This is a genomic window from Micrococcus sp. KRD070 (genome assembly GCF_017168435.1).
GTDB classification, from domain to species: domain Bacteria; phylum Actinomycetota; class Actinomycetes; order Actinomycetales; family Micrococcaceae; genus Micrococcus; species Micrococcus luteus.
Genome location: NZ_JABFNH010000024.1, coordinates 222,421 through 223,369 on the forward strand (window position 1 = coordinate 222,421; position 949 = coordinate 223,369).

Sequence of the window (949 nt, forward strand, 5' to 3'; positions counted from 1 at the left end):
GGGGCGGGGGACGACGGGGCCGGTGCGCGTGAGGTCGACGCCGTTCCGGTCCCGCGGGGTGCCCCGAGGCCGGCGGGCACGGACCACGCGCAGCGGGCGGTGCTGCTCCTCCGCCTTGGCGCCCGGGCCACGGAAGTCCCAGCCCACGTCGACGAGCGCCGCGGGGTGTGCGGGCTCGACGTCGTGATGCAGCGTCCGGTCCACGACCGTCCGCGGGTGGTTGATCCGTGCTCCCATGGCTTCGCCGGCTGTGTCGAAGGGGACCGCGCCGGAACTGTGAGCCGGGTCCGGCGGGCCATGCTGGTACTGCGGCGGTCGGGCGGGATCGCCGTGGACGAAGGGGACGACCCGTCCCGACCTGTTCTGCTCTGGGCGACCTTACCGAGCGCACCTGTGAGGAGGCAGGTCTCCTCTCCTCGGCCTCCCGCGCGGCGGCGTCGGACGAGGGGTCAGAGCGGGTCCGTGCGGTGCCGCTGCACGTCCGGGCCGGTCGCCACGCCGAGCGCTTGCGCCTGTGCGCGCTGCTGCCGCAGGGACACGGTGCCCAGCAGCAGCGCCAGGGCCCGCTCCCCGTCCTCCGGGGTGTCCGCCGCCTCGGTGAGCAGACGGTGCAGGCCGAGGCCGCCCAGCCCGAGCGCGAGGGCGGAGAGCACCACGTCCGCCCCGTCCCGGTGCCGCAGCAGGGCGGCCTCCGCGGCCTCGGCGCGGCCCGCCAGGTCCGTGACGCGGCGGGCGCGCACGGTCTCCTCCGCCTCGGCGACGATCCGGTCCGCCACCCGCGCCAGCAGTGACTGCTTGTCCGGCACGTGCCAGTACAGCGCGGAGGCCTGCACGCCCAGCACCCCGGCCACGCGCCGCATGGACAGGTCGCCCATGCCGAAGTCCTGCAGGATCCCGACGGCGGCGTCCACCACGTCCTGGGCGGTCAGCCGGGGGCGGGGTGCGGGCG

The 949-nt window shown here is 76.7% G+C and carries 1 protein-coding gene and 1 pseudogene; both read right to left on the bottom strand.

What is annotated here, in order from left to right:
- Window positions 1–237: pseudogene (locus J1M38_RS10655) on the bottom strand (ribonuclease HI); the annotation flags it as partial.
- Window positions 238–449: 212 nt separating this feature from the next.
- Window positions 450–949 (bottom strand): TetR family transcriptional regulator (locus J1M38_RS10660; protein WP_241246632.1); only part of this gene is annotated, 500 nt, incomplete at its 5' end.